Below are 19,486 nucleotides of genomic sequence, written 5' to 3'. Positions count from 1 at the left end.
ATTAAGGAGTTGTATGCAAACTTTTATCCAAGAATACCAAGCCGCCCTACAAGAAAGGGCACAAGAAAACATCCCCCCCCTGCCCTTAAACGCCAAACAAGTTGAGAGCGTGGTAGAAATTTTAATGCACTCTAAAAGTGGCGATGAATGCGCTTTTGCTAAGGATTTACTCATTCACAGAGTGAGCCCGGGCGTGGATGAGGGCGCGCAAGTCAAAGCCCAGTTTCTAGGCAAACTTGCGCTTAAAAAGTGTGAATGTGCGCACTTTAGCCCCCTAGAGGCGGTGAGGTATTTAGGCACTATGCTAGGAGGGTATAATGTCGCTCCCCTCATTGAGGCACTGCAAAGTGGCGATCAAGAAATTGCCAAAGAGGCTTGCCAAGCCTTAAAAACCACACTCTTAGTTTATAACGCCTTTGAGAGCATCGCTAATTTGAGCAAGACAAACGCACTGGCTAAAGAGGTGCTAGAGTCTTGGGCAAATGCAGAATGGTTTATTAACAAGCCCGCCCTGCCTGAAAAATTAGAGCTATGCGTGCTTAAAATTGATGGAGAAACTAATACGGACGACTTGAGCCCGGCTAGTGATGCCTTTACCCGTAGCGACATCCCCCTACACGCTAATGCCATGCTCAAAAACCGCATAGAAAATTACCAAGAACGCCTAAAAAACATTAAATCTAAGGGCGTGCCTGTGGTGTATGTGGGCGATGTGGTGGGCACGGGTAGCTCACGCAAAAGCGCGACCAACTCCATTATGTGGCACTTTGGGCAAGACATCCCCTATGTGCCCAATAAACGCAGTGGGGGCGTGGTGATCGGGGGGGTGATCGCGCCTATTTTCTTTGCGACATGTGAGGATAGCGGGGCGTTGCCTCTAGTGGCAGATGTCAAAGACTTACACGAGGGCGACATCATTGAGGTTTATCCTTACAAGGGTGAGATACACAAGCAAGGACAAGTGGTGAGCACCTTTAGCTTAGAGCCCACCACACTAGCGGATGAGTTTCGAGCAGGCGGGCGCATCGCTTTAATCATTGGGCGTGGTTTGACCAATAAGGCGCGTAAATTTTTAGGGCTAGAGCCCTCAGAAGTCTTTGCTAAACCCAAACAACCCACTGATAGCCACAAAGGCTACACTTTAGCGCAAAAAATGGTGGGGCGCGCTTGCGGGCTAAAAGGCGTGCGCCCGGGCACTTATTGTGAGCCTATCACCACCACCGTGGGCAGTCAAGACACCACCGGGGCGATGACAAGAGATGAGATCAAAGAGCTCGCTAGCTTGAGTTTTGAAGCCGATTTTGTCTTGCAATCCTTTTGCCACACCGCCGCCTATCCTAAACCCTCTGATGTGAGTTTGCAAGCCACTCTGCCTCAGTTTTTTACCAGTCGGGGCGGGGTGGCTCTCAAGCCTAAAGATGGGATTATCCACTCATGGCTAAATCGCATGGGACTTCCCGACACGCTAGGCACAGGCGGGGATAGCCACACGCGTTTTCCCATTGGCATTAGCTTTCCAGCTGGGAGTGGTTTAGTGGCTTTTGCAGCAGTTACGGGGACTATGCCCTTGAACATGCCCGAATCCGTGCTGGTGCGCTTTAAGGGGCAAATGCAGCCGGGGATCACTCTTAGGGATTTAGTCAATGCCATCCCCTATTATGCCATTAAACAGGGTTTGCTCACGGTGGAGAAAAAGGGCAAGAAAAATATTTTTAATGGGCGGATTTTAGAGATCGAGGGCTTGGGCGACATTAAGATCGAACAAGCCTTTGAGTTTAGCGATGCGAGTGCTGAGAGGAGTGCGGCTGCTTGCACGGTGCGCCTGAATAAAGAACCCATCATTGAGTATTTGAGCTCTAATATCCAGCTCATCGAGCAGATGATTGCTAGCGGGTATGAACACAAAGACACCTTAAAAAGACGCGCGCAAAAAATGCAGGCGTGGATTGATAACCCCGTGTTATTAGAACCCGATTCAGATGCAGAATATGCCGCGGTCATTGAGATCGATCTAGCTGAGATCAAAGAGCCCATTTTAGCCTGCCCCAATGATCCGGATGATGTCGCCACTCTAAGCGAGGTGTTGAGCAACCCCAAACGCCCCCAAAAGATTGATGAGGTTTTCATTGGCAGTTGCATGACCAATATTGGGCATTTTAGAGCCTTTGGGGAGATTGTCAAGGGAGCAGGGGCATCCCCTATTCGCCTTTGGATTGTGCCCCCCACTAAAATGGACGAGCAACAGCTCATTAAAGAGGGGTATTTTGCTTTATTTGGGGCTGCTGGGGCGCGCACAGAGGTGCCCGGATGCAGTTTGTGCATGGGCAATCAAGCACGCGTGCGCGATAATGCGGTGGTTTTCTCCACTTCTACGCGCAATTTTGATAACCGCATGGGCAAGGGCGCGCAGGTGTATTTGGGCAGTGCAGAATTGGGCGCGGTGTGTGCGCTTTTGGGTAAAATCCCCACCCCACAAGAGTATCTAGGTCTAGTGGCAGACAAACTAGAGGCGCGCAAAGCAGAAATCTATCGTTACATGAATTTTCACTTGATGGAGCATTTCGCGTTGTAGCTTGGTTTTGGAGGGGTAAAGGGTGTGATCGTGGATTTAGATTGGCAGTTTATGCGCCATGCTTTGGGGGCTTTTGGCTGGGGGCTTTGGCTCACCTTGTATATTTCGTTTGCCGGTATTGTGTGCGCGTTGGGGGTGGGCTTTGGGGTGGCTTTGGGGCTGTATTTTAAGGGATTTTATAGCCCTCTTTTAGCTTGCTATGTGCAAATCGCGCGCAACACGCCCCTGCTTATCCAGCTCTTTTTTCTTTATTATGGACTTAACCAAATTGGGTTGTCCTTGAGCGCAAAGGCGTGCGCGATTTTGGGTTTGGGTTTTTTGGGCGGGGGATATATGGCGCAGAGTTTTTTGCTCGGGCTTAAGGCTCTGCCTAAGGTGCAATTAGAATCCGCTCTTAGTTTGGGCTTAAGCCGTCTGCAGGCGTTAAGATATGTCTTATTCCCCCAAAGTTTAGCGATCTGCTTGCCCTCTTTGGGGGCTAATGTGATCTTTTTGCTTAAAGAGAGTTCAGTGGTGAGCGCGATCGCTTTGGTGGATGTGATGTTTGTGGCTAAAGATTTGATAGGGATTTATTATAAAACGAATGAGGCATTGGTGTTATTGGTGCTCTCTTATTTGGTGGTCTTGCTCCCTTTAAGTGGGCTATTTGTAGCCTTAGAGAAGTATTATAAGAGGCGTGTATGCTAGAGGGTTTGGGGGTTTTTGAGCTGGATAATTTGGCGCGCTTGGCTGAGGGTTTGTTTACAACCCTGCAGGTGGCTTTGATCTCCATTGTGATCGCTCTAATAGGCGGGGTGGGCTTGGGGGTGGTGATGGCTTTTGGGGGCAGAATCGCGCGCTTTGTGTGCCGGGTGTATTTGGAGAGTGTGCGCATTATTCCGCTTCTTGTGTGGCTCTTTTTAGTCTTTTTTGGATCGGCGACTGTATTTGGCTGGCACTTGCATGCGATCTTGGCGAGCATTATCGTCTTTGGGGTGTGGGGGGCAGCTGAGATGATGGATTTAACCCGGGGCGCGCTCACCTCCACTAACACGCACCAAATACAAAGCGCGCGCGCCTTGGGCTTGAGCGAAAGCCAAACCATTTGGCTAATTATCTTCCCCCAAGCCTTTTTAGCCCTCATGCCTGCTAGTATCAATTTGTTTAGCCGGATCATTAAAACCACCGCTTTAATGAGTCTCATCGGTGCGGTAGAATTGCTCAAAGTGGGGCAACAACTCATTGAGATCAATATTTTAAAAATCCCTAATGCGAGTTTCTATGTCTATGGCTTGATCTTTGCTCTTTACTTTATGCTTTGCTACCCCCTATCGTATTTGAGCCAATACCTAGAGAAAAAATACCAATATAATCGAGCTTAAATGGCAATTTTGCAAACCATCCAATTACAAAAACACTATGGCGATCATGTGGTGCTAAATGGGATTGATTTTGCCTTAGAAAAGGGGGAGGCGGTGGTGATTTTAGGACCTAGTGGGTGTGGCAAAAGCACATTTTTACGCTGTTTAAATGGACTAGAGGCAATTCAAGGCGGACAAATTCTCTTTAATAGCCAAGAGATCAGCGCGCCCAAGACTAATTGGAATGCTGTGCGCCAAAAGATCGGCATGGTGTTTCAAAATTACGAGTTATTCCCGCATTTAAGCGTGTTACAAAATATCTTACTAGCCCCTTTGAAGGTGCAAAAACGCGCCAAAGAGGAGGTACAAGAGCAAGCGATCGCGCTGTTAAAACGCGTGGGACTAGAACACAAGAAAAACGCTTATCCTAGAGAACTCAGCGGGGGGCAAAAGCAAAGAGTCGCCATTGTGCGCGCGCTGTGCATGCAACCTGAAGTGATGCTTTTTGATGAGGTTACCGCCAGCCTTGATCCAGAGATGGTTAAAGAAGTTTTAGAGGTGATTTTAGAGTTGGCTAAAGAGGGCATGAGCATGGTCATTGTAACCCATGAGATGAAGTTTGCTAGAAAAGTGGCGCACCGCATTGTGTTTTTTGATCAGGGAATGGTGGTGGAAGAAAATAGCCCGCAGGGCTTTTTTGAGAACCCCAAGTCTGAGCGTGCCCAGAAGTTTTTAGAAATTTTTAATTTTTTAGGGGATTGTTGAGTTTATTATGCTAGATAGGCTTCTTATTACATTTTAAGGAGTGCGCATGCGGGCATGGGCAAAGAGTTTAGGGGTGTTGTTAGCCCTCATGGGTTTGGTGTTGGTTGGGTGTTCTGATCACAAGGCACAAGCCAAAGAGGATAGCATCGCCCTGATTAAAAAACGCGGGGTGTTGAAAGTGGGGGTGTTTAGCGACAAACCCCCCTTTGGCTTTGTGGATAGCAAGGGGCAATTTCAAGGTTTTGATATTTACATCGCCAAACGCATGGCGAAGGATTTGCTAGGCGATGCTAAGAAAATAGAATTTGTCCCTGTGGAGGCGGCTGCACGGGTGGAGTTCTTGAAGTCTAATAAAGTGGATGTGATCATGGCAAATTTTACCAAGACTAAGGAGAGAGAGGCGGTGGTGGACTTTGCCAAACCCTACATGAAAGTGGCTTTGGGGGTGGTGTCTAAAGACGGGGCGATCAAAAGTGTAGACGATCTCAAGGGCAAAAACCTAATCGTTAACAAGGGCACTACGGCAGATTTTTACTTTTCCAAAAATTACCCTAGTATCTCCTTGCTCAAATACGACCAAAACACCGAAACTTTTTTGGCATTGAAAAACAACCGCGGGGCAGCCCTAGCCCATGACAACACGCTTTTATTTGCATGGGTGAAAAAGAATCCGGAGTTTAAGGTGGGGATTCCTAGTTTGGGGGATCAAGATGTGATCGCCCCAGCGGTCAAAAAGGGCAATAAGGCACTTTTAGAGTGGCTCAATAAAGAGATCGACACGCTCACACAAAGCGGGTTTATCAAAGAGGCTTATGACGCGACTCTCAAACCCGTTTATGGAGATGATCTAGACCCCAAAAGCGTGATTTTTTAATGATGTTGGCGCGCTTTACTCCCCCCCCCCCCCCCCCAGCGGGGGCGTTGCTTCCACGCTTTGCTGGTATTATTTTCTTTGTAATTGTAGCAAGGTTAATAGAGTTGTAATACAATGGGCGCAATTAAGGTGTATAGACCTTGAGCAATCCTATAATAATGGGAATTATATTTAAAGAAAGGAGTCTCGCATGTTTTTTGATAAGAAAAAGAAAGAGAAAGAGAAAGAGGAAATCTGTGTTGCCCTTGAAGAACACAGCGAGTTAAAAGCGATTCACAACGCGATTGATAAATCTGTTGCTATGGTGGAATTTGATTTGGATCGCAAGGTGATCACGGCTAATGAGAATTTCTTAAAATTAATGGACTATTCCTTAGAGGAAATCAAGGGCAAATCCCACGAGATATTTTGCGACCCCGCCTATGTCAATAGCCCTGAATACCGCAAGGATTGGGACACCCTGTTTTCAGGGCAACACAAATGCGGGATGTGCAAGCGTGTGGCTAAGGGGGGACGGGTCGTTTTCTTAGAGGCTAATTACACCCCCGTTAGAGATGCCCAAGGCAAATTGTGCAAGTTTTTCAAATTCGCTTCTGACATCACAGCAAGAATCTTAGAATACAACGATCTCAAGGCGGTTTATAACGCGGTGAATCGCTCCATGTTGATGGTGGAATTTGACACCCAAATCAATGTGATCAATGCCAATGAGAATTTTTTGAAATTGATGGGTTATACCCTCAATGAGATCAAGGGCAAATACCATGCCATGTTTTGCGATCCTGAATACACCAAAACTCCCACTTATAAGGAAAATCAAGACAAATTGCGCGCTGGGGAGTTTTTAGCCTCCACCTTCAAGCGCATCACTAAAAGCGGGCAAGTTGTGTATTTGGAGGGCACTTACAACCCCGTTTTTGACGATCAAGGCAAGGTGTATAAGATCATCAAAATCGCGCGCGATGTAACCAAAAAGGAGGACAACACGAAGGACAAGCTCGCCATGACCTTGGATCTCATCAAGGAAAACCAACGCCTCACCGATGAGGGGAGCACGATGGTAGAAAAGACAACCGCCAATATCCAAAGCGTGGCTGAAACCATGAAAAATAGCACCGATCTAGTCAACACTCTAAGCGCGCAATCAGAATCCATCTCCTCTATCACCCAGACCATTAAAGACATCGCCGATCAAACTAATTTGTTAGCCTTGAACGCTGCCATTGAAGCCGCCCGGGCGGGCGAGCATGGCAGAGGTTTTGCGGTGGTGGCTGATGAGGTGCGCAAACTTGCCGAGCGCACGGGCAAATCGGTAGCCGAAATTGGGGCGATTATTGGCTCTATTCGCGAGATCACTTCTCAAGTGGTGGGGCATATCACGGCAGGGATGGAAGCTTCAGATAAAACCGTGGAATTGTCCCAACAAAGCAAAACCTTGATGGATAAGATCAAAGAAGCCAGCGACAAAGTAGCCCAACGCATGGAGAATGTCAAGTGAGGGTGTTGGCTATCTTAGAAATTCAGGATCAAAGGAGTTTGGCATGAAAATTAAAGCGGTGGTGTTGGAGGGGGATTCTTTGGGGCGCACCAATAAGCTCGCCCCCCTAGAAGAGTTTGTGGATTTAATCTATTATCCTAACACGCCTAAGGAGTTGGTGCTAGAGCGTTGTCAGGATGCAGAGGTTATTATCATTAATAAAATTGTGATGGACGCGCCCACACTCCAAAGCCTGCCTAAGCTCAAACTCATTTGTATAACCGCCACAGGGACTAATGTCATCGATCACGCCTGCGCGCAAAAACTGGGTATCCAAATTAAAAATGTAGAGGGGTATGCCACCCATAGCGTAACCATGCACACCTTCGCGCTGGTTTTTACCTTTTTGTCTAACATGCCCTATTACGATCGCTATTGCAAGAGTGGGGAATATTGCACAAGCCAAGTTTTCACCCACTTTAACAAGGATTTATACGCCCTTGAAAACAAGCAATGGGGGATTGTGGGGCTGGGCAATATTGGCAAAAATGTCGCCCGTATTGCTAGCAGCTTTGGTGCGCATGTGAGTTACACCTCTACAAGTGGGCGCAACCACGATGACACCTACCCCCAAAAATCTTTAGATGCCCTGCTCAAAACCAGCGATGTGATCAGCATCCACGCCCCGCTCAACGATCGCACCTATAATCTCATCAACGCCTCTAATTTACCCCTCTTAAAAGAAAAGGCGATCTTGATCAATGTGGGGCGTGGGGGGATTGTCAATGAAAAAGAAGCCGCTAAGGCATTAGAAACACAGGATTTTTATTATGGCACCGATGTGTTTGAACAAGAACCCATGCACGCTAACCACCCCTTTTTAAACCCCAGTATCCAGCATAAACTCTTGCTCACCCCCCATATTGCTTGGGGCTATGGGGATAGCATTAAAAAGCTCATCGCCGCCACGATTGAAAATGTGAAAGCCTACCTCAAAACACGCGCTTGAGAATCCACACCAGCCATCTTAAAACTTCTGCGGTGTTGCTTGATAAGCCCGTACTTAGCTATAGCTAGGGCATGCGCGCGCGTGCCATAACCACAATGCCTAGCAAAACCATACTCAGGGTGCAGTTCATCTAAAGCTAACATCTCCTGATCCTTATGCGCCTTAGCCAAGATAGAAGCCATGGCAATTTGGGGGATTTTGTCATCGCCCTTGATAATGGCTTGAAAGCTCTTTAAATGCGCAAACTCCAGTTTAAAGCGTGTGTTCCCATCTAGGCGCACATGCTCAATAGCGGGCAATGCTAAAATAATCTCTGTGATCGCCTCTTGCATGCACCCACTCAAGCCTTTGTGATCGATCTCTAGCGCGTTTTTAGCCACCACCACGCTAGCGATACGCCTATCTTGGCTAATCTGTGTAGCAAATGCGAAGCGTTCAGCCCGGCTAAGTTGTTTGCTCTCTTTAAGCCCTAAGCGCACAAATGCATCGGCGACATCTTGATCGCAACCCACCCCGGCCACAAACAAAGATCCACACCAACACCCCCGCCCGGCTTCATCAATGCCCAAGATCCTATGAGTTTCAACCCCCACCCTGTCTCCAATGCACATAACTATCAAGTAAAAGAGTTCCTTCCAACACCGCGTATAGCATACACATGGCTAGCAACAAGAGATCATTCATCTTAAGACGCATGCCTAGTTTATAAAGCCTATTGAGGATATAGACAAAGAGACAAAAACTGGCAATATGCACAAAAGCCAATCCCTGCCAATAATAGGGAGGCAGTGCTACATCTGTGATGGCGTATCTAGGGAAGAAGTGATCGCCCACCAGCAACACAGTAGCATAACTGAAAAGAAACAAAAACAACAAGAGAAGATATAACCCAAATTTCAGAAGATACAAGCCGAATATTTTAAACCAGCGCATGGCAATCCCTTTAAAGTTTGCTTGGCATGCCCATCCCTAGCACATCCTATTACACAAATATCCCATACAAATAGTATTCCAATGCACCCAGCAAGCTAAAGCCACCAAGCGCACGCACCGCTTGTTTTTATCTTTAGCCGAGGATTTTATACCCTCCTAGAAGACTCTTAGCACCAAAGCCTAGAGGACAATCAGGTTAGCCTCCTGAAATAGAGCGCGGATAACCGCGCGGTTGTATTATAGGACTATAGATCTGTAGAAACGGTTAGTGTTGCATGGTTTTAATGGTGGAATTGGTGCAATGCAACCAGCGCGCTAAGGGAAATATTCAGCCCTTTTTAATGATGCAGTCTTTGTTACATCCCCCTCAAACTCTCCATATATAGCTTAGCAAATAAGCCCTTTTGGCTTAAGAGGGTGTTAAAATTGCCCTGTTGCACTAAGTGCCATTCTTCTAAAACAAGAATTTCATGGGCGTTTTTGGTGCTGGTGATGTGGTGGGTGATGAGAATCGCCATTTTGTCCTCTAGCATAGCAAAGATAGAATCTAAAAAGTCTTTTTGGGCGATGGGGTCAATCGCGCTAGAAAGTTCATCTAAAATAATACAAGAGTTGGGTTTTAAAAAGGCTCTTAGAGTAGCTAGGCTTTGTTTCTGCCCTCCTGAAAAATCCTGCCCATTGCATTGGCTACCCAAAATGTCTTTGCCAAATTGCGCTAAAAGTTGCCTAGCAGGTTTTAGGAGAGCTAAGGCGTGCTCTTGGCATGTTAGCTGGGCTGGGCTAGGCTGGGCTTGCATGAAAATGTTATTTTCAAGGCTATAGCCGGTATAAAAAGAAAAATCTTGAAAAATGGCGCTGAGCTGTTGGCGATAGCTTTTGAGGTCTAAATTTTTGAGAGAATATTGATGATTAATGATAATCTCCCCAGAGCTGGGCGTATAAAAACCCATTAACAATTTAATCAGAGTGCTTTTACCACTGGCGTTTTTGCCCACAATGGCGTAAATTTTAGACACGCTAAAAGTATAATTGATCTTGTGTAAGACTGGTTTAGGCTTATTAGGGTAAGAAAAGCACACATCTTTAAAGCAAATATGCGTGATCGCCTCCTTTAGAACCTGCTTTTTTTCTACCTGATTGTCTAAGAGTTTAAAGTAATTCTCAAAATAGGTGTTGATGACAAAAAACCACCGCCCAAAGAGAGCCAAGTCGTTGAGTTGTTGGTTAGCCATGTTAAAAGCCTGAATATACCCAACCACAGCCCCCACGCCCACGCCCTTAGCCAACCAAGGATCATCGCAAATAACAAGCCCGCATTACACAACGCCACCACAATATTTAAAAACAAGCTATTTTTAGCTCTAAAATCTGCCTTGAAAGCACCCACAAAATTAAACAAGAGATTATCTTTATTTTTCACGCTATCCAAGCTAGTTGTAGATAATTTTGTAAGGCTTCTTTTTGGGCTTGGAGGGCATCTAATTCTTGGCTGTGTTTCTTGGCGATGTAATTAGAGAGCAAAAGGCTAGGCACACTGGCTAGCAACATCACAAAGGGTAAATAAAGACTAATGGAGCTAATCACCACAAGTAGGGAGAATAAACCAATGAGGCGTTGTGAATTAAAAAATAAGTTATTGACATAGTTAAGTGGACGGATATGCAAGCCATTTTTAAGGGTGTTGATTTGCACACTGCGTTCTTTATCCTCTAAGAAATGCAGATCATGGGTTGTTTCTAATTTGTCTGCCAGCGTGCTTAAGATATGCATAGAAAAAGCCTCAGCGATCAAGGTTTGCCAATGGGCTAAAATTTGAGAGCCCAGTAGCGATCCAAATAACGCCAAAGCCCCTAGAGATAAAATGGTGAGCAGGGGTTTGTATTCTAGGTTGTGGTGTTGCAACGCCAACGCGATAAAGTTGATAAGCTTAATGGTGATGGCAACACTCAAGGAAGGGAGCACGCCCACTAACACAACCAAGGCACAAGCCATGCACATGTATTTAGGCGCGCTTACATAGAGCAGAGAAAACACCCTAAAGATATTACTATGGCGCATGCATGGATTCTAGCGCATTGGAACTTAGCGTAAAAACCCAAACTCCCGCACTTTGGGGGCGATCTCTAAAGCAAGAATCTCTAAACTCTCTTGCAACGCGCTATAAAGCTCTTTGTAATACGCATCTGTAGCTTTGCTTGGGGGGTTGAGTTTGCCTTTGGCATTGCGCCCAGCAAAAAACTCTTTGATGTCATAAAAACTTGCATTAGGCTTAGAGCCCTCTTGTGCGTGGTAATAGGCATAGAGCTTTTTGCCCGCTTGCAACACCACTTGAGCACTTTGGCTAAAAGTGGGGCAAACGCGCAAGCCTTGAGGGGCATTGTCTTTAAAAAGCCCTCTTGTGGGAGCAAAAGCTACGCCTTTGCCTGCCAAAAACTCTAGCAAGGTGTGGTGCGTGTAGCGCGCTTTAGGATTGACTTCACCCTCTTAAAGGGGATGAAATGATTAGCCCCCAGCGCGCAAGAAATGCGGTTTTGGGAGTGAAACAACATAAAGATTAAACAATCGCCTAAAAAGTCGCTATCTCTCTGCCAAGAGTCATCATAGGGTTCATAAAACTGATCGCGATCGTTAATCCATGTGGGTTTAATGCAATGTTGCACGCTGAAATACACACTTAAGGCATGTAGATTAGTGGCATTAATAAAGGGGGCGGGTGTGTTGCCCTTTGGGGGCATTGGATAGATGGATATAGCTTGTGTGTTGCACATCGCCCCTACCCTGCTCCACAAAACCCCAGTTAGGGCTACTTGTTTTGTATTGGAATACCCACTCATTAATACTGGCTACCCCCTCTAGGGCTCTAAACTCTTTGACCCCCAAAAAGTTAGCCTTAGAGTCATAGATGTCTAGGATGGTAGGTTGGCTAGGGGGCGCGCCCAAGTCCCACACCAAAAAGCCGATAGGAAAGCTCCCCTTGACATGATCAAAGCTGTTGCCCGGGCACATAAAGCCCCCCAAAAAGCGCGCCTTAAAATGCGCTCTAAAGGTTTTAAAATTAGAGGAGTTAAGGTATTTGAGTGTGGAGAAACTGGCTAAAATGGGACCTACGATTTTAAGCGGAGAAACGCGTAGCGTTTGCTCCCCTGAAAGGGGAGAGAAACCAGAAAAGGAGCCATCCATAAAACATGGCAGAGGCTCTGAGGGCGCATTATACATTGGGGTCTGCTTTTTGAAGGGGGATTAAACGCGCACAAAGGGGCGTTTGGGCGCGCCTGTGTAGGTGGAGGTAGGGCGGATGATGCGGTTGTGGGCGCGTTGTTCGAACGCATGCGCCATCCAGCCCACCGCCCTAGAGAACACGAAAAAGGGGGTGTAGTAGAGTCTCTCTAGGCGCAAATAGTGGTAAACTAGCCCTCCAAAAAAGTCAATATTATCCGGCAAGCCCTTTTCTTGCTTGACATGATCGCGGATAGCTAAAGCGATGTCAAAGAGTTTGGGATCGCCTAAGTGTTTGAGTTGTTGGGCTAGCTCAAAGCCTACCGCGCTTCTAGGATCGGCATGCTTGTAAATGCGATGCCCAAAACCCATGATCTTTTGCTTGCAGGCAAACAATCTATCCACCTCTTGCAAGGCTTCTTGCACGCTATTAAAACGCAAGATAAAAGCGATCGCCAATTCATTAGCCCCCCCATGTAAACGCCCCTTGAGAGTGCCAATACCCGTAACCACGCAAGAGTGCAGATCAGAGAGAGTGCTGGCGGTGATGCGGTTGGCGTAAGTGGAGGCGTTAAACTCGTGTTCGGCATACAAGGTTAACATCGAATCCATCGCCTTGATCTCAGATTCTAGGGGTTTTTGGGCGCGTAGGTGCTCTAAGATGTAATGCGCCATGCCCAAGTCAGAAGACAAACAAACCCGCTTGCCGTGTTTGTGGTAATGATGCCAGTAAAGGAGTATAGCAGGGAGCGCGCCTAGGATTTGCAGGGCGCATGGGTATTGGTTAGAGAAATCAGTTTGTTCTGGTTGCACGCAACCAAGCGCGACTATGCCCGCTTTGAGCACCTCCATAGGGTGGGTGCTAATGGGCAGAGCTTCTAAAACCTGTTTGACAACACAGGGGAGCTCCCTGTATTCTTGTAAGGCTTGTTTGAACTCTACAAGCGCGCGCTTGGTGGGCAAATCCCCCTTGAGTAACAAATAAGCCACTTCCTCAAACTCCGCTTTGTGCGCTAGCTCTTCAATGGGGTAGCCTCGGTAGCACAAACCCTCATGCGTGTTACAAATGGCTGAAGAGCCAGCCACCACACCTGCCAATCCTTCCATGGTTTACTCCTTAGTTTAAATGCCAGATTATAGCAAAGAAAGTCTATTAAGATTTAGACAAGAGGGAGTTGGACTCGTTGTGGCTAAATTCAGCTATAATACCCGAAATTTCTACAAAGAGGGCGCGTGAAAGAAAAAAATGTATTTGAAAAAATTGTCGCGGGGGAGTTGCCTTGCAAGAAGGTGTTAGAGAATCAAGATTTTCTAGCCTTTGAGGACATCAACCCTAAGGCTCCCGTGCATGTGCTAGTGATCCCCAAGGTGGGTGTGAAGGATTTCAACGCCATCACCCCAGAGCTCATGGCTAACATGAGCGCGTTTGTGTTGGAGGTCGTCCAAGTGTTGGGCATTCAAGAAAAGGGCTATCGCCTCATCACCAATGTTGGGAGCGATGGAGGGCAAGAAGTGCCCCATTTGCATTTCCACATTTTGGGGGGGGCTAAACTTACATGGTCCAAACTCCACTAAATGCTAAGGACACGCAACGCTTTTTAGCCCAGATGTTTGCGCCCTTACTCAAGGCGCATTCCAAACGCGAACAGCTTGCATGCGTGCGTGAGAGTCTCATCTTAAAAAAGGGGGTGCGTTACTTCGATTGGACGGCTTCTGGGTTGGCTAGTGCCTTGGTTGAAAAGCGCGTGCTGAAACTCCTGCCCTACTATGCCAACGCGCATTCAGAGTTTTCCAAACACGCCGCGCTCATGCAACAGGTGTATTTGGAGAGCAAGGCGCGCATTAAAAAAAGCCTGCGCTTGGGGGAGGATTTTGTCATTTTGAGCGCTAGCTTTGGGGCTAGCCATGCTATCAAACGCTTCCAGGAGATTTTAGGCATTTACATCCCCCCCAAGAGTCGCCAAACTATTGGGAAATTAGAAAACATCGCCTTACCTAAAGTCATCATCGGTCCCTATGAACACCATTCTAATGAAATTTCTTGGCGGGAGGGCTTGTGTGAGGTGGTGCGCTTGGAATTAGATTCTCAGGGGCTATTCTCTTTGGAGAATTTGCAGCAAGCCTTGCAAGAAGCCCAAAAAACCTCTAGTTCCCCCCCCTTGGTTTCTATAGGCGTGGCTTCTAATGTAACCGGAATGATTGTGCCCTACAAAGAGATCGCTAAACTCTGTGCGCGTTACAAGGCGCGCTTGGCTTTTGATGCGGCTGCCTTTGGTCCGCATGACAATTTGGAGTTAGCGGAGTTTGACGCGCTCTTTCTCTCAGCCCACAAGCTCTTAGGGGGGGTGGGGGCGTGTGGGATTTTGGGTTTAAAAAAACAGCTCATTGATAGCAGTTTACCCCCTAGTTTTAGCGGGGGAGGGGTGGTGAAGTATGTGAGTCGTAGCACGCAAGAGTATGTAGAAAGCCCAGATGTGCGCGAGGAAGTGGGCACTTATGGTTTAGTGCAACTCTTCAGGGCGGCTTTGGCTCTACAATTGCGCGATGAAATCGGCACGGGGACGATCAGGCGGCGCGAGAGTATGCTCTCTAAGGTTTTCATGCACGCCTTGTCTAAAATCCCAGCCGTGCAGATCTATGGTAACCCCCATGCGCCCCGTTTAGGCAATGTGGCTTTTAATGCCAGCGGGGTGTCTTGTTACACTTTGGCGCAATTTTTAAGCCACCGATTTGGCGTTGAAACTAGGGCGGGGTGTTCTTGCGCGGGTCCTTATGGGCATGATTTGCTCGACATGGAAGATAGTAGCTTTTGCACCTTGCAAGAAAAAGGGCTTAAACCCGGGTGGGTGCGCGTGAGTTTGCACTACAGCCACACCTTAGAGGATGTAGATTTTCTAGCCGATGCGATCAGCAAGGCGATCCAAACATTGCGTGGAGGTTGAGATGGACGAACAGGAAGCCACTTGGATAGCGTTAGAAGAGTTTTTAGAGGTGTCTAAATTGCCCAAAGAGAGAGTTCTAGCCCTCATTGCGGATAAGAGTATTCTAAGCAAACACGATGAAGAGCGTATTTGGGTGGATTTACACAGTGCCACGCAGGTGCTGGCTAAACGGGTGGTGGGTAAAAATGTCGTGAAAGCGGGCTACCCGGCCTTGCTGGAGAACATGGGGAGTAGCGCGCTCGATCCCGTCTTTGTGGAAAAAACCATCAACACGATTTTGAGTTTGCATGACAAGGTGATTGGGGCTAAAGATGAGGCGATTTACGCCTACAAAAATGAAAATGGCTTTTTGAAAGACGCGGTGATTGACATGCAAGAGGTCTATGAAGAGGACAAGCGCACCATTGAAGTGCTGCAAGATGAGCTCACCAAATTGCGCGAAGAGATCGAATTTATGAAACGCAAATACCGCTTGATGTGGGGTAAGGTTACGGATATGGGGAATGTCAAGTAGTTAGGGGATTTTATCTAAGAGCTGTTCGAGTTGGGAGTTGAGTCTGTTTAGCTGGGCGTTGAGCTTGGAGATGTCGCGCACCTTGGTTAAATAGGCTTTGAAAAGGTCCATGGGGGCGATCTCCTTGAGATGAAAAGTCTCTTTGAGCTCACTAGCGGTTTCCGGGCTAAAGCTAGAGTCTAAGGTGATCTTGTAGCGCCTTCCTCCAATGCTCACTTCAATGGTTTGGAAGGGGGGTGCATCGTTCATGTTTCAAACACTTTGACAATCTTGTCATACAGTTCTACAAGACGCTTATCCTTGTTGGCGATCTCTTCATATAGGGCGTTGATTTGGCGATCTTTTTCGTCATGCTGGGTGTTTAAAGCGGCGTTTTTGAGCTGTAGATCCTTGACCTCTTCTTCTAGGAGGGCTAATTTCACCAAGAGATCATCGAGTTTCTCATGGATTTGATCTAAAATATCCTGCCCCATTGGATTCCTTTATGCAAGCTAATAAGGGCGTATTATAGCAAAAACTGCGCTTTAATGCGGAGTGTGGGGGTGTTTAAGTCCGCTGGTATCATAGTGGGTGAAACCTTTTAGTCCATAGGCTTTTAGGGCATGCAAACGGCTTTTAAACGCGCGGCTAATAGAAGTGTGCGCCACACGCGCAAAGCAATGTTCATGGTAAATCTCTTGGCAGGCGATCGCGTTTTGCAAAAAAGCTAAAATCTTAGAAAAGCTCAATTGGTTGTAAAAGCTGGGTTGGTCTTCATAGTTATTGAGCGGATGGGCATAGAGCATGTCTAAATAGGCGTTGGGGTGGGTGTCTAGGTAGCGCACAAAGTCTAGGGTTTCTTTAAAGTCCTTAAAGTCGTGGGCATTGACAAAGCTTTTAGGGTTGAAATCCTTAGCCACCTCTGGGTTGCCCCAATAAATGGGGATGGTGTGGGCAAAGTAGGCATCTATAATCTTTTCTGTGGTGTAACCCAAGCCCTTTGTGTTTTCAAAGCACAAATTGAATTTGTAACGGCTAAGAAAATCCCATTTATTGGCTACGGGTTCTCCGGTGGTGTTAAACACCTTGCCCCCTCCAGCCACAGGGGCATAAGCACTCAATTCTTGGTAAAAATGGTTGCGCACAGGCGCATTAGAGTTAGAAGCCACAAAGCTTGCAAAAGCGCGTGCGTTAAAATCGCACTCCTGCCTAGCGCACAAGTCCAAATGCGGGTAATCTAGCCCAAAGGAGGGGGCAGGAGTTGGACTAGCCAGCCCAAAGGGGGAGTCTTGATACGCGCTAATTACATTGTAGAGTTTGAATAAGTGCAGGTAGTATAAAGGCACGCGCAAATAGCGTTCATGGAAGTGCAGGTGATCAAAGCCCATGCCAAAGTCGTAAATGTCAAAGTTGATTCGCTCATTTTCGCCCGTATAGCCCACGCGCTTTTGGGAAAAATCTAGGATTTTCTTGTGGTAACCCTCCAGCCTAAAAGACGCGCCAAAGGCTAGATCGCAAGGCTCAAAGGGGGAATTGTGGTAACTTAGCTCATAAGCAGAAGAGAGGATAAATTCAAAGCCATGCGCTCGAAACTCCGGACAGATAGAAAACCCCACCACTAGAGGGGGTTTGTGCGCGCATGGGGGTAAATGCATGGAGGCGATATAAGCCTCTAGCAGGGGCGCAAACATCAACTAGCCTGAAAGGCGTAGATTTGGTGGTTATACCCCTTAAAGAGTTTGCAACACAAGAAATGCAAGATCAGCGCGCCCAAAAAGGGCAAGAGCGCGTAAGCCACTAGCACGCGCACAAAGGGTTGATCTAAATGGTGCAATAGGGCTTCTTCATAGGCTTTAATAGGACCGATGAATCCCACAATACCAAAACCCGCGCTCTTGGCATCCCCTGTAACATGGAAAAAGTAGGCGATCAAGCCTCCCACCACTCCATTGGAGAGAATGCAGGCATACATGATCGGGGCTTTGAAGAGATTGGGGATCATCATTTTCATGCCCCCTAGCAGGAGTGCCACATTCACGCCCATCTTGTTTTTAGCCAGCAAAGAGCCTATGATGAGCACGGCGGTGGTGGAGGTTACGCCTAAATTGGCTGCCCCTGAAGCTAGACCGGTCAAGCCGATGATCAAACTCACCGCCACCGTGGAGATAGGCGAGATGATGATGATCGCATAGGAGATCGAGATGAGCACACTCATGGGCAAGGGGTGTAGCTGGGTGAAATACACAATCCCCTGCCCGATGTTCAAAGTTACGCTGGTGGTGTAGGGCAAGATGAGTAAACCCAAAGAACCACAGAGCGCAGAAACCACAATGGGCTGTAAAATGATGGTGAGTGATCCAAACCTATCGCCCAGCCATTGGGTTAACAAAACCGCTAGCGCGGCAATGAGAAGCACATTGAGTAAATCCCCAATCCCCACTAAGGCTAAACCATGCGCGCCGTGTTTGACTACCCCAGAGGCGATGAAAGTCGCCACGCCAATAATACTGGATTTCATAGGGTTAAAGTTGAAGGCAAGCCCCACAAGTACGCCTGTAATCAGCGAAACTAAAGCCTGCAAGATCACAAGCGCGTCTAAAAATAGCGCAATGGCGTGGATGTGGTTATAGGGCTTGAGTAGCCCTCCTAGGATCGCGTTGGGCGCTAGGGCGATCACCACGGCTAAAGCCATCCCGTATAAGAGCTTGAGTAAAAAATCCTTCACCAAATCTCCCTTGAAGTTAAGAGACTTTCAGCACCCAACCTTTAGGCGCGTCCACATCTCCAAATTGCATGCCCACCAGCATATCATAGAGTTTCTGGGTGGTGGGCCCGGCTTTCTCTTGGCTATAAAAGACATGCAGTTTGTCTTTATAAAAAATTCCCCCCACGGGCACAATCACCGCAGCGGTGCCACACACCCCCGCCTCGCTGTAATCTTCTAAAGAATCGATGAACACATCTCCCTCTAGCACTTCTAAACCTAGATATTCTTTGGCTAGGTGCACTAAGGACATACGCGTGATACTAGGCAGAATAGAGGGGGAAGCTGGGGTAACAAAAGCCCCACTCTTTTTAGAAATAGCAAAGAAATTTGCCGCGCCCACTTCTTCGATCTTGGTGTGGGTGGCTGGGTCTAAATAAACACAATCGCTAAAGCCCTGTTCTTTAGCCAGTTTAGCCGGAAGCAAGCTACCTGCGTAATTGCCTCCCACTTTAGCCGCCCCTGTGCCATTGGGTGCGGCGCGATCAAAGGCAGAAACCACAAAATTAGCCGGGCGCATGCCACCATGGAAATAAGGTCCCACAGGCGCGCAAAACACTACAAAGAGGTATTCCTTAGCCGGTTGCAAGCCCAAGCCCGCGCCCACGCCCAACACTAGGGGACGCACATACAAGGTCGCCCCAAAGCCATGGGGGGCTAGCCATTTTTCATTAGCCCTCACCACTTGGGTGCAAGCTTGCACGAACAAATCCACAGGCACGGGGGGCATCAGCAGGCGTTGGCAGGATTGTTGTAGCCGTTTAGCGTTCTCTTCAGGGCGGAATAGGTTGATCGAGCCGTCTTTACAGCGGTAGGCTTTTAGCCCCTCAAAACATTGTTGCCCGTAGTGTAGGGCTGGAGAGGCTTCATGCAAGACTAATTGGTTATTTTCTACCAAATTGCCCACACCCCATGCGCCATTCTTATAGTGGGCGATGAAACGAAAATCGGTCCTGACATATTCAAAGGCTAAATTAGCCCAGTCTAAATTAGACATAAAAAACTCCTTTTGGTGTAATAGAATATATAGAGTATGCAAAGAGTGTTCCGCCCAAACCGCGTTAACACAGCGTTAAAGTCAATAATACTATAATAGTGCGG

The 19,486-nt window shown here is 47.4% G+C and carries 23 protein-coding genes; 10 read left to right on the top strand and 13 right to left on the bottom strand.

What is annotated here, in order from left to right; genetic code table 11:
- Positions 1 to 13: 13 nt before the first annotated feature.
- The 7 genes from acnB to EAO37_RS00965 all read left to right on the top strand — a co-directional run bounded on the left by acnB (position 14) and on the right by EAO37_RS00965 (position 8,037).
- Positions 14 to 2,572 carry a bifunctional aconitate hydratase 2/2-methylisocitrate dehydratase gene (acnB, locus tag EAO37_RS00995; protein ID WP_120951019.1) on the top strand — a complete coding sequence of 853 codons (2,559 nt, stop codon included), beginning with the start codon at positions 14 to 16 and terminating at the stop codon, positions 2,570 to 2,572.
- A gap of 30 nt (positions 2,573 to 2,602) precedes the next feature.
- Complete coding sequence (locus EAO37_RS00990) at positions 2,603 to 3,259, top strand: amino acid ABC transporter permease (RefSeq protein ID WP_120951017.1); 657 nt, start codon at positions 2,603 to 2,605, stop codon at positions 3,257 to 3,259.
- Positions 3,260 to 3,264: 5 nt separating this feature from the next.
- A complete protein-coding gene (locus EAO37_RS00985) occupies positions 3,265 to 3,933 on the top strand; it encodes an amino acid ABC transporter permease (RefSeq protein ID WP_205589719.1) in 669 nt (222 codons plus the stop codon).
- Entirely contained in the window at positions 3,934 to 4,677 is a 744-nt protein-coding gene (locus tag EAO37_RS00980) for an amino acid ABC transporter ATP-binding protein (RefSeq protein WP_120951013.1), read from the top strand. It begins immediately after the preceding gene.
- A 46-nt stretch (positions 4,678 to 4,723) separates the two neighbouring features.
- Positions 4,724 to 5,551: a cysteine ABC transporter substrate-binding protein gene (locus EAO37_RS00975; protein WP_120945268.1), complete on the top strand. Its 828-nt coding sequence runs from the start codon at positions 4,724 to 4,726 to the stop codon at positions 5,549 to 5,551.
- Positions 5,552 to 5,741: 190 nt separating this feature from the next.
- A complete protein-coding gene (locus EAO37_RS00970; RefSeq protein ID WP_120951011.1) occupies positions 5,742 to 7,049 on the top strand; it encodes a PAS domain-containing methyl-accepting chemotaxis protein in 1,308 nt (435 codons plus the stop codon).
- 43 nt (positions 7,050 to 7,092) lie between these two features.
- Positions 7,093 to 8,037, top strand: coding sequence for a D-2-hydroxyacid dehydrogenase (locus tag EAO37_RS00965; protein ID WP_120951009.1), 945 nt, complete (start codon positions 7,093 to 7,095; stop codon positions 8,035 to 8,037).
- Here EAO37_RS00965 and EAO37_RS00960 read toward each other — a convergent pair.
- The 8 genes from EAO37_RS00960 to EAO37_RS00940 form a co-directional block, all read right to left on the bottom strand.
- Complete coding sequence (locus EAO37_RS00960) at positions 8,016 to 8,630, bottom strand: ribonuclease HII (RefSeq protein WP_235853049.1); 615 nt, start codon at positions 8,628 to 8,630, stop codon at positions 8,016 to 8,018. The genes EAO37_RS00965 and EAO37_RS00960 overlap by 22 nt on opposite strands.
- Positions 8,620 to 8,970: a hypothetical protein gene (locus EAO37_RS00955; protein ID WP_120951007.1), complete on the bottom strand. Its 351-nt coding sequence runs from the start codon at positions 8,968 to 8,970 to the stop codon at positions 8,620 to 8,622. The genes EAO37_RS00960 and EAO37_RS00955 overlap by 11 nt, the downstream gene beginning before the upstream one ends.
- Positions 8,971 to 9,326: 356 nt before the next feature.
- Positions 9,327 to 10,238 (bottom strand): ABC transporter ATP-binding protein, encoded by a 912-nt coding sequence (locus tag EAO37_RS09145; protein WP_162982921.1) that lies wholly within the window; start codon positions 10,236 to 10,238, stop codon positions 9,327 to 9,329.
- Between the two features lie 148 nt (positions 10,239 to 10,386).
- Complete coding sequence (locus EAO37_RS09140) at positions 10,387 to 11,028, bottom strand: ABC transporter ATP-binding protein (RefSeq protein ID WP_205589716.1); 642 nt, start codon at positions 11,026 to 11,028, stop codon at positions 10,387 to 10,389.
- Positions 11,029 to 11,052: 24 nt separating this feature from the next.
- Positions 11,053 to 11,412: a hypothetical protein gene (locus EAO37_RS09885; protein ID WP_162982900.1), complete on the bottom strand. Its 360-nt coding sequence runs from the start codon at positions 11,410 to 11,412 to the stop codon at positions 11,053 to 11,055.
- The gene (locus EAO37_RS09880) at positions 11,406 to 11,630 is read right to left on the bottom strand and encodes a hypothetical protein (RefSeq protein WP_162982899.1); all 225 of its coding nucleotides are present in this window, start codon (positions 11,628 to 11,630) and stop codon (positions 11,406 to 11,408) included. The genes EAO37_RS09885 and EAO37_RS09880 overlap by 7 nt, the downstream gene beginning before the upstream one ends.
- 37 nt (positions 11,631 to 11,667) lie before the next feature.
- Positions 11,668 to 12,186, bottom strand: coding sequence for a hypothetical protein (locus tag EAO37_RS09485; RefSeq protein WP_240451672.1), 519 nt, complete (start codon positions 12,184 to 12,186; stop codon positions 11,668 to 11,670).
- Positions 12,187 to 12,210: 24 nt separating this feature from the next.
- Positions 12,211 to 13,293 (bottom strand): citrate/2-methylcitrate synthase, encoded by a 1,083-nt coding sequence (locus tag EAO37_RS00940; RefSeq protein WP_120946284.1) that lies wholly within the window; start codon positions 13,291 to 13,293, stop codon positions 12,211 to 12,213.
- 126 nt (positions 13,294 to 13,419) lie between these two features.
- Here EAO37_RS00940 and EAO37_RS00935 point away from each other — a divergent pair, with 126 nt between their 5' ends.
- Genes EAO37_RS00935 through EAO37_RS00925 form a run of 3 tightly spaced genes read left to right on the top strand, consistent with a single transcriptional unit; the run spans position 13,420 to position 15,642 of the window.
- Positions 13,420 to 13,761, top strand: a complete 342-nt coding sequence (locus tag EAO37_RS00935; protein ID WP_120946285.1) for a histidine triad nucleotide-binding protein — start codon at positions 13,420 to 13,422, stop codon at positions 13,759 to 13,761.
- Entirely contained in the window at positions 13,743 to 15,128 is a 1,386-nt protein-coding gene (locus EAO37_RS00930; protein WP_120946286.1) for an aminotransferase class V-fold PLP-dependent enzyme, read from the top strand. Before EAO37_RS00935 ends, EAO37_RS00930 begins: the two co-directional genes overlap by 19 nt.
- Position 15,129: 1 nt before the next feature.
- Positions 15,130 to 15,642 carry a DUF3972 domain-containing protein gene (locus tag EAO37_RS00925; RefSeq protein WP_120951005.1) on the top strand — a complete coding sequence of 171 codons (513 nt, stop codon included), beginning with the start codon at positions 15,130 to 15,132 and terminating at the stop codon, positions 15,640 to 15,642.
- Here EAO37_RS00925 and EAO37_RS00920 read toward each other — a convergent pair whose 3' ends face one another.
- From EAO37_RS00920 to EAO37_RS00900, 5 genes are read right to left on the bottom strand one after another with little or no spacing between them, the layout of a single operon-like run.
- The gene (locus EAO37_RS00920) at positions 15,643 to 15,891 is read right to left on the bottom strand and encodes a hypothetical protein (RefSeq protein WP_120946288.1); all 249 of its coding nucleotides are present in this window, start codon (positions 15,889 to 15,891) and stop codon (positions 15,643 to 15,645) included.
- Positions 15,888 to 16,115 (bottom strand): DUF904 domain-containing protein, encoded by a 228-nt coding sequence (locus tag EAO37_RS00915; protein ID WP_120946289.1) that lies wholly within the window; start codon positions 16,113 to 16,115, stop codon positions 15,888 to 15,890. Before EAO37_RS00915 ends, EAO37_RS00920 begins: the two co-directional genes overlap by 4 nt.
- A gap of 51 nt (positions 16,116 to 16,166) precedes the next feature.
- Positions 16,167 to 17,312, bottom strand: coding sequence for a glycosyltransferase family 10 (locus EAO37_RS00910; RefSeq protein ID WP_205589715.1), 1,146 nt, complete (start codon positions 17,310 to 17,312; stop codon positions 16,167 to 16,169).
- On the bottom strand, positions 17,312 to 18,346 hold the full coding sequence (locus tag EAO37_RS00905) for a PTS sugar transporter subunit IIC (RefSeq protein ID WP_120946290.1): 1,035 nt from the start codon (positions 18,344 to 18,346) through the stop codon (positions 17,312 to 17,314). The genes EAO37_RS00910 and EAO37_RS00905 overlap by 1 nt, the downstream gene beginning before the upstream one ends.
- A 16-nt stretch (positions 18,347 to 18,362) precedes the next feature.
- Positions 18,363 to 19,382: a branched-chain amino acid aminotransferase gene (locus EAO37_RS00900; RefSeq protein WP_120951003.1), complete on the bottom strand. Its 1,020-nt coding sequence runs from the start codon at positions 19,380 to 19,382 to the stop codon at positions 18,363 to 18,365.
- Positions 19,383 to 19,486 lie beyond the last annotated feature (104 nt).

Source organism: Helicobacter sp. L8, assembly GCF_003660355.1.
Classification (GTDB): Bacteria; Campylobacterota; Campylobacteria; order Campylobacterales; family Helicobacteraceae; genus Helicobacter; species Helicobacter labacensis.
The sequence above is the reverse complement of the archived record's forward strand: the minus strand, read 5'-3'. Positions and strand labels throughout refer to the sequence as shown.